The 7,664-nt window shown below is 68.3% G+C and carries 4 protein-coding genes and 1 pseudogene; all 5 read left to right on the top strand.

The genetic code is table 11. The features are described from left to right. Positions 1-353 (top strand): annotated as a pseudogene (locus NHG27_RS04205) (glycosyl transferase); the annotation flags it as partial. Between the two features lie 187 nt (positions 354-540). Continuing rightward, positions 541-957: a DUF6228 family protein gene (locus NHG27_RS04200; protein ID WP_497014845.1), complete on the top strand. Its 417-nt coding sequence runs from the start codon at positions 541-543 to the stop codon at positions 955-957. Between the two features lie 609 nt (positions 958-1,566). After that, positions 1,567-3,972 (top strand): glycoside hydrolase family 3 N-terminal domain-containing protein, encoded by a 2,406-nt coding sequence (locus NHG27_RS04195; RefSeq protein WP_497014844.1) that lies wholly within the window; start codon positions 1,567-1,569, stop codon positions 3,970-3,972. Between the two features lie 129 nt (positions 3,973-4,101). Then, entirely contained in the window at positions 4,102-4,515 is a 414-nt protein-coding gene (locus tag NHG27_RS04190; protein ID WP_193719746.1) for a hypothetical protein, read from the top strand. A gap of 155 nt (positions 4,516-4,670) precedes the next feature. Then, positions 4,671-7,661 carry a glycoside hydrolase family 3 protein gene (locus tag NHG27_RS04185; protein ID WP_497014843.1) on the top strand — a complete coding sequence of 997 codons (2,991 nt, stop codon included), beginning with the start codon at positions 4,671-4,673 and terminating at the stop codon, positions 7,659-7,661. The last annotated feature ends 3 nt before the right edge of the window (positions 7,662-7,664 follow it).

The following is a 7,664-nucleotide window of genomic DNA, read 5'->3' as shown; positions in this document are numbered from 1 at the left end:
ACGTCATGATCTCGCGCGTGGACCAACAGCTGCGCATCAACCTGGCCATGATGGAGCACCTGTCCACCGTGCGCACCGACCCCACCACCCCCAAGGCCCTCGAACGCTACCTCCTGCACTACCTCGACATCGTGTGCCTGGTCTCCTCCATGCTCCTCATCCGCGCCGGCACCCGCGCCTCCCTGCGCACCAAGGACCAGTTCTGGGCCGCGGTCCGCACCCACGACCCCGCCCTGTACCGACGCCTGCGCCGCACCACCCTGCACCAGATCTCCAACCTCCCCGGCAGACCCGGACGCCACATCTCGATGCTCGCCTACAAGACCGCCCAACGCGTCATCGGCTTCAACTAGACCCGCCCAGGCGCCCACGCAGTGCGCGACGCCGTCGAGCGCGGTGGCGGCGAGAGCGGGGGCCTGCGTCGCCTACGGCAGCCCGAGCGCGTCGAGGACGTCGCCTGACAAAGCGCGCCGCCGGGCACCGGGCCGGAGCAGTACCGGCGGCGATCATCAGCGGTTGCGATCTCGGTAGAGTCGCGGCATGTTCGACCAGGCCATGGTGCGCATCCCCGCTTCGACCGCCTTGACGTTGGAGTTCGAACAGTCGTCTCCATACGGTCCCGTCGACCCGTACGTGTCCGGAGTGCTCGTCCGGGCGGTCGGGGACCACCTGCGGGTCGAGCAGCAGGTCATCGGTACCGGCGGACTCTCGGCGTTCCTGTACGGCCTGTACGACGAGTTCCGGGGCTGGGCAGGCGAACGTACCTGGCAGTCGCTCGAGGACGAGCTGCGTGTTGCCGCGCGTCACGACGGTCACGTCCACCTCCGTTGGGAGGTCACGAACAGACCGTACGGCGACGACTCCTGGAGCTTCTCGACGACGACGCACCACGGGGCCGGTGAGGACGTGCGCCGCCTGGCAGATGCGTTCCGCGACCTTCTCGACACCTCGACCTGATCGCCGAGGTCCGCGGGACCAGATCGATCACGGGGTCGACCGCACTGTCGCTCCGCGCCCTCCGTCAGGAGAGACGTCCTCGCCCTACGACCCCACCGCCCCGCACCGCACCGCACCGCCCGGCTCGCGTCCTCGACGTGGGCCGGGCGTCGTCGTGACGGGCAGCCGCGCCCGTAGCGGGTCGCGAGCGGCAGGACGGGACCGAAGGGCGGACGGTCCCGGGCGCCCATGGAGCGGAAGCGGAGAGCAGACGGGGTGCCGGCGGGGCGCAGGCGGGGCGCGCGGGCTGCCGCTCGGTCCTCGTCGTCGTGCTCCCGTCACCGTCTCGAGGGCGTGCGACGGCGTCACGTCGACAGTTTGTGCGTCGAAATCGACAGGTTGTGCAGAACGGCCCGGGGGGCGTCGAGAACCGCGCTGTGATAAAGGCGCTGGGCTCCGGAGGGACGCGAAGTCGTCCCACGGCGGCTCGGTTCCGCACAGACGGGGCGACTCAGACGTCACCCGGTCCGTGGCACGACCGCCGCAACGGGGCATCCACAGCGCGGCAGCACTTGGACAGTCGAAGGAGACACACGTGTACACCCGCAAGCGCGAGGAGATGGAAAGTCGATGAAGACGACGACGACGGCGCGACGACGCCAGACGATGCCACGAGGGGCCAAGGGAGCTGCGGCGCTCTCGGCGATCGCCCTGATCGCGGTGGCGGGCTGCACGAGCGGCACCTCCGACGAGGACGCCCCCAACAACTCCAGCGCGTTCACCACGCGTGAGGTCACGGACGGCAAGACCGAGTTCGTGGTCGTCACGAACCCCGGCGACGGCCCCGTCCTCTCCTACGGCAAGGACAGCGGGATCGAGCTCCTGACGGAGGAGGTCGACGGCAAGAAGGTCGCGTTCAAGGACATGAACGCCAACGGCACCCTCGACACGTGGGAGGACTGGCGCGAGACCGCTCAGGACCGTGCAGCGGCCCTGAGCGAGGAGCTGTCGGTCGAGCAGATCGCCGGACTGATGCTCTTCAGCTCGCACGAGCGCTCCCAGGCGGACGGGCTCACCGACGCCCAGAAGGAGTACCTCAAGGACTCCAACCTGCGCAACGTGCTGCACGCCGGCGCGAGCGACGCCGAGGCGACGGTCAAGTGGGCGAACGCGATGCAGGCCTACACGGAGACCCTCGCGGCCGAGGGCACCCCGTACGTCCCGGTGAACTTCGCGTCCGACCCGCGCTCGACCGCGGGCTCCGGCGGGTACAACGCCGAGGGCGCGGACATCTCGCGCTGGCCGTCCAACCTGGGTCTCGCCGCGACGTTCAACACCGAGCACACCAAGAACTTCGGCGAGATGTCCTCGGCCGAGTACCGTGCGCTCGGACTGACGACGGCTCTGTCGCCGCAGATCGACCTCGCGACCGAACCGCGCTGGCTGCGCGTCGGCGGCACGTTCGGCGAGGACGCTGACCAGAACACCGAGCTGGCCGCGGCGTACGTCGACGGCTACCAGGGCAGCGAGGGCGAGGACCAGTGGGGTCCGGAGTCCGTCAACGCGATGATCAAGCACTGGTCCGGCGACGGTCCGGGCGAGGGCGGTCGCGAGGGGCACACCGACGCCGGCAAGTACGGCGTCTACCCCGGCGACAACATCGCGGCCCAGCAGCAGGCGTTCCTCGGCTCGCTCGACTCCGCGGCGGTCATGACGGCGTACTCGATCGCGCTCGACGCGAACGGTGACCCGAAGTTCACCGACCGCACGGGCACGGCGTACGACCAGGACCGCATGGACCAGCTCCGCAAGGACGCCGGCTACGAGGGCGTCGTGGTCACCGACTGGGGCGTCATGAGCGGCGCCAACGACGAGGGCGAGATGTTCGGCATGGCCTGGGGCGCCGAGGACCTCACCCCGGCCGAGCGCTACCTCAAGGTGCTGGGCACCGGCCACGACATGTTCGGTGGTGTCAACGACGCGACGCACATCCTCGAGGCGGCCGACCTGTGGCAGCAGAAGTTCGAGGCCGGTGAGCTCGAGGAGGACGCGAAGACCCGCTTCCAGGAGTCCGGTGCTCGCATCCTCACGATGTTCTTCAACCCGGGCCTCTACGAGAACCCGTTCCTCGACCTCGAGCAGTCGAAGTCCGTCCTCGCGAGCGAGGACAAGGTCGAGGCGGGCTACGCGGCCCAGCTCGACTCGGTCGTCATGCTGAAGAACGACGGCGAGACCATCGCGGCCGCGGACGCTGCGGACTGGAAGGACAAGACCGCCTACATCCCGCGCAACTACAACACCGGCTTCGCCAGCGCGTTCGGTCCCGGTGAGTACACCGAGGCACCGAGCATCGACATCGAGACCGCCGAGAAGTACTTCGGCAAGGTCGTCACCGACGAGGCCGTGACGGACGCCGACGGTGTCGTGACCAGCTACACCGCCCCCGACCTCACCGACGTCGACGTCGTCCTCGTCGGCATGGACTCCCCGGACAACGGCGGCAACTTCTCCAACATCGGTCACGACCTGGAGAACGACACCTGGTACCCGCTGTCCCTGCAGTACCGCCCGTACACGGCTGACGGTGAGCACGTCCGCAAGGTCTCCCTCTCGGGCGACATCCTGGCCGACGGCACCAAGCAGAACCGCTCGTACTTCGGCAACACCTCGAAGATCGCGAACGAGTCCGACCTGGACGCGTTCGAGCGCGCCACGGCCGCCGTCGAGGCGACCGGCAAGGACATCCCCGTGATCACGGTCCTCAAGGCGATCAACCCGGTCGTCCCGACCGAGTTCGAGGGCACGTCCGACGCGATCGTCGTGGGCTTCGGCACCAGCGACCAGGCGCTCATCGAGGTCGCGCTCGGCCTCTACGAGCCGCAGGGCCGCCTGCCGATCCAGTTCCCGAAGGACATGGACACGGTCGAGGCTCAGCTCGAGGACGTCTCGAAGGACATGACGCCCTACACGGACTCCGCGGGCAGCTCGTACGACTACGGCTTCGGCCTGAACTACGCGGGGCCGATCACGGACTGACGGCGACGCACGGGTGGCCGGCGGCCTGAGCCGGCGGTCACCCGGGTACCGGGGCGTCCACAGGGACGCCCCGGTACACCTGTAAGGCTGCGGGACGTTCTCGTAGCCAGATCTCACCAAGGAGCAGAAGTGAAGCAGAACAAGGTGCTGACCACCGGCCTCGGCGTCGTGCTGGGCCTGACGGGGCTCTTCGGCCTCACCGCGTGCGGCAGCGGCGACGGAGACTCCGGCGCGAACACCTCCGCAGAGCAGGCAGCGGACGTGGACATCAAGGAAGACCTCGAGAACGCCAAGACGGCCGTCACGGACGCCCTGGCCGAGGACGACTCCTGGGCCCAGATTATGCTTGCCAGCGACGTCAAGGCCCCGACCGTCAAGTACGGCCTCCTCGTCGTGCCCTACACGGCCTCCGACGCCGCGTCGCGCGTGCAGGGCACGGTCGACATCAAGGACGGCAAGTTCACGATCGAGGGCGACTCGGCCGCTACCGGCCAGACGTGGCAGATCGACCAGGACGGAAAGATCTCCGAGGTCTCGGAGTAGCCCTACGGAGCACCGCCCGGTCCCTGGCCAGACGACGTCCGCGGGACCGGGCCGTCGACCCATCACGACGAGACGCTGGCAGTGCGTCACGTCTGCGGCGCGAGCCGTCGGTCACCCCATGACCTGATCGCTGCCCGCACTCGAGGAGGAATGCAGTGAACGCCAAGGCGAAGAACGCCGATCGGCCGAAGAAGCCGATGTCGAACAAGAAGTACCTGTGGATCTGGGCGCCGACGCTCGCCACAGTGACCGTCGTGACGGTCGTCGCGAACGTGGCGCTCAACGTCGCTGGTGGCTGGGTCGCGTCCCAGTTCGGCTCCGGCACGTACGAGTTCACGAACGCGGCGGAGTCGGCCGGTTGGGACACCGAGTACTACACCTCCGACTTCGGCTCGATCGACGAGGTCGACGCCGCCGCCAAGACCCTCGTCGAGGAGATCGCGGCCGGTGGCATCGTCCTGGCGAAGAACGAGGCTGGTGCGCTCCCGCTCACCCCGAGCTCGCGCGTCACGATGCTGGGTCGCGCGGCCGCCGACCCCGTGTTCGGCGGCTCGGGCTCCGGCTCGGTCGACACGAACTCGGCCGTCACGGCGCGTGCCGGTCTGGAGAACGCGGGCTTCGAGGTCAACGACCAGGTCTTCACGACGATCGAGGCGTTCGCCGCCGAGAACCCTCGGGGCTACATCGAGATGGACCGCCCCGACATCTCCACCTACTACATCGGTGAGCTGCCGGTGAGCGAGTACGAGGCGCAGTCGGCGTCGTTCGCGGACTACTCCGACGCAGCCGTCGTCTACGTCGGTCGCCCGGGCGGTGAGGGCGGTGACCTCACGCAGGACATGACGGACTGGGACGAGAACGCCGAGGCCGGCCAGCACCAGCTCGAGCTCAACAAGGACGAGAAGGACCTCATCGCCCTGGCGAAGGAGAACTTCGAGACCGTCGTCGTCGTGGTCAACGCCTCGACGACGATCGAGATGGGCCCGCTCCAGGACGACCCCGAGGTCGACGCGATCCTCCTGGCCGGCTCGCCGGGGGCGACCGGACTCGACGCGCTGGGGGACATCCTGGCGGGCGAGGTGAACCCGTCCGGCCGTACCTCGGACCTGTGGGCGACGGACTTCACGGCCGACCCGACGTACGTCAACTTCGGCCAGTTCGTGTACGAGAACATCGAGGCGTCGTTCCCGGTCCCCGCGATCGAGAAGGCGACGTCCAACGCGACGCTGACCCCGGACGCCCCGTTCGTGAACTACGCCGAGGGCATCTACTTCGGCTACCGGTACTACGAGACGGCAGCGGCCGAGGGCTTCATCGACTACGACCAGGCCGTCGTGTACCCGTTCGGGTACGGCCTGAGCTACTCGGACTTCTCGTGGGACGTCGTGAGCACCGAGGCCGGTGACGTCGACGGCACGATCTCCGTGACGGTCGAGGTCACCAACACCGGCGCCACGGCGGGCAAGGACGTCGTCGAGCTCTACTACACCGCGCCCTACACGGCCGGCGGGATCGAGAAGTCCGAGGTCGTCCTCGGCGGCTTCACCAAGACGGGGCTGATCGAGCCCGGTGCGAGCGAGACCGTCACGATCGACCTCGCGGTCGAGGAGATGGCCTCGTACGACCACCAGGACAACGCGGCCTACGTGCTCGAGGCGGGTGACTACGTCATCTCGCTGCGCACCGACTCCCACACGGTCGCCCCGGGTACGACGCCGATCACCTACACGGTCGAGTCCGACGTCGTGTACTCGGGCGACAACCACCGCTCGAGCGACCTCGCCGAGGTCACCAACCAGTTCGACGACGTCTCGGCGCAGTTCAGCGACGAGCCGACCGAGGGCAAGATCCTCTCGATGTCCCGTGCGGACTTCGCCGGGACGTTCCCGACGGCCCCGACCGCGGACATGCTCGTCGCGGACCAGGCGGTCCAGGAGGGCTTCCAGCCCTGGGACGACGAGGCCGCAGCCGCCGCGTTCGAGGGCGAGATGCCCACGACCGGTGCTCAGACGGACCTGACGCTCGTCGACATGCGCGGTCTGGCCAAGGACGACCCGAAGTGGGACGAGCTGCTCGACTCGATCTCGGTCGGCGACATGACCAGCATGCTGCTCAACGGCGCCTACCAGACGGCTGCGATCGGCTCGATCGCCAAGCCGCAGACCGTCGAGCCCGACGGCCCCGCCGGGTTCTCCTCGTTCATCAACTCGTCGATCAACGGCGTGGCCTACCCGTCCGAGTTCCTCATCGCGCAGACGTGGGACGTCGAGCTCGGTGCGGCGATGGGCGAGATGCTCGGCAACGAGGCGATGTTCAAGGACATCAACGGCTGGTACGCACCCGCGATGAACCTCCACCGCTCGCCGTTCGGCGGCCGCAACTTCGAGTACTACTCGGAGGACCCGTTCCTCTCGGGCGCGATGGCGACCGCGGTGTCCAACGGTGCGGCGAGCATGGGCGTGTACACGGCGCTCAAGCACTTCGCGCTCAACGAGCAGGAGACCAACCGCGTCAACAACGGCATCGCCACCTGGGCCGACGAGCAGACGATCCGCGAGATCTACCTCAAGCCGTTCGAGATGGCCGTCAAGAACATCACCATGGACGTCCAGTACGTGTCCGACGACAACGGCACGATCTCGGAGACGACGATCGGCGCCGGTGGCGTCATGAGCTCGTTCAACCGCATCGGCGCCACGTGGGCCGGCGGCTCCGAGGCGCTCATGACGAACGTCCTGCGCACCGAGTGGGGCTTCGAGGGCTTCGCGATCTCGGACTTCAACCTGTACCCCTACATGAGCCCCAACCAGGGCATCAGCGCGGGCACGGACCTGACGCTGACGTTCCAGCCGTCGAAGTCTTTCGTGGACACCTCCTCGGCCAAGGCGGTCAGCGACATCCGTGAGGCGACGCACAACATCCTGTTCACGGTGGCGAACTCCAACGCCATGAACGGCCTCGCGCCGGGCGCCACGGTCACGTACACGCCTCCGACCTGGGTCTACATCCAGATCGGCGCGACCGTGCTGATCGGTCTGCTCGTCCTGGCCGGCGGGTTCATGGTCACGCGCCGTGTCCTGCGGCACCGCAAGGCGGAGGCACCCGTCGCCGCCAAGGAGCCGGCAACGGTGGGCGCCGACTCCTGACAG

This window comes from Oerskovia sp. 140933 (assembly GCF_059651515.1).
Note: the sequence above shows the minus strand (reverse complement) of the source record. Positions and strands in the feature narration are given on the sequence as shown.

Bases quoted from the DNA above. Each gene is read 5' to 3' on its own strand.
- NHG27_RS04195 (WP_497014844.1), top strand. From the start codon at position 1,567: ATGAAGACGACGACGACGGCGCGACGACGCCAGACGATGCCACGAGGG.
- NHG27_RS04200 (WP_497014845.1), top strand. From the start codon at position 541: ATGTTCGACCAGGCCATGGTGCGCATCCCCGCTTCGACCGCCTTGACG.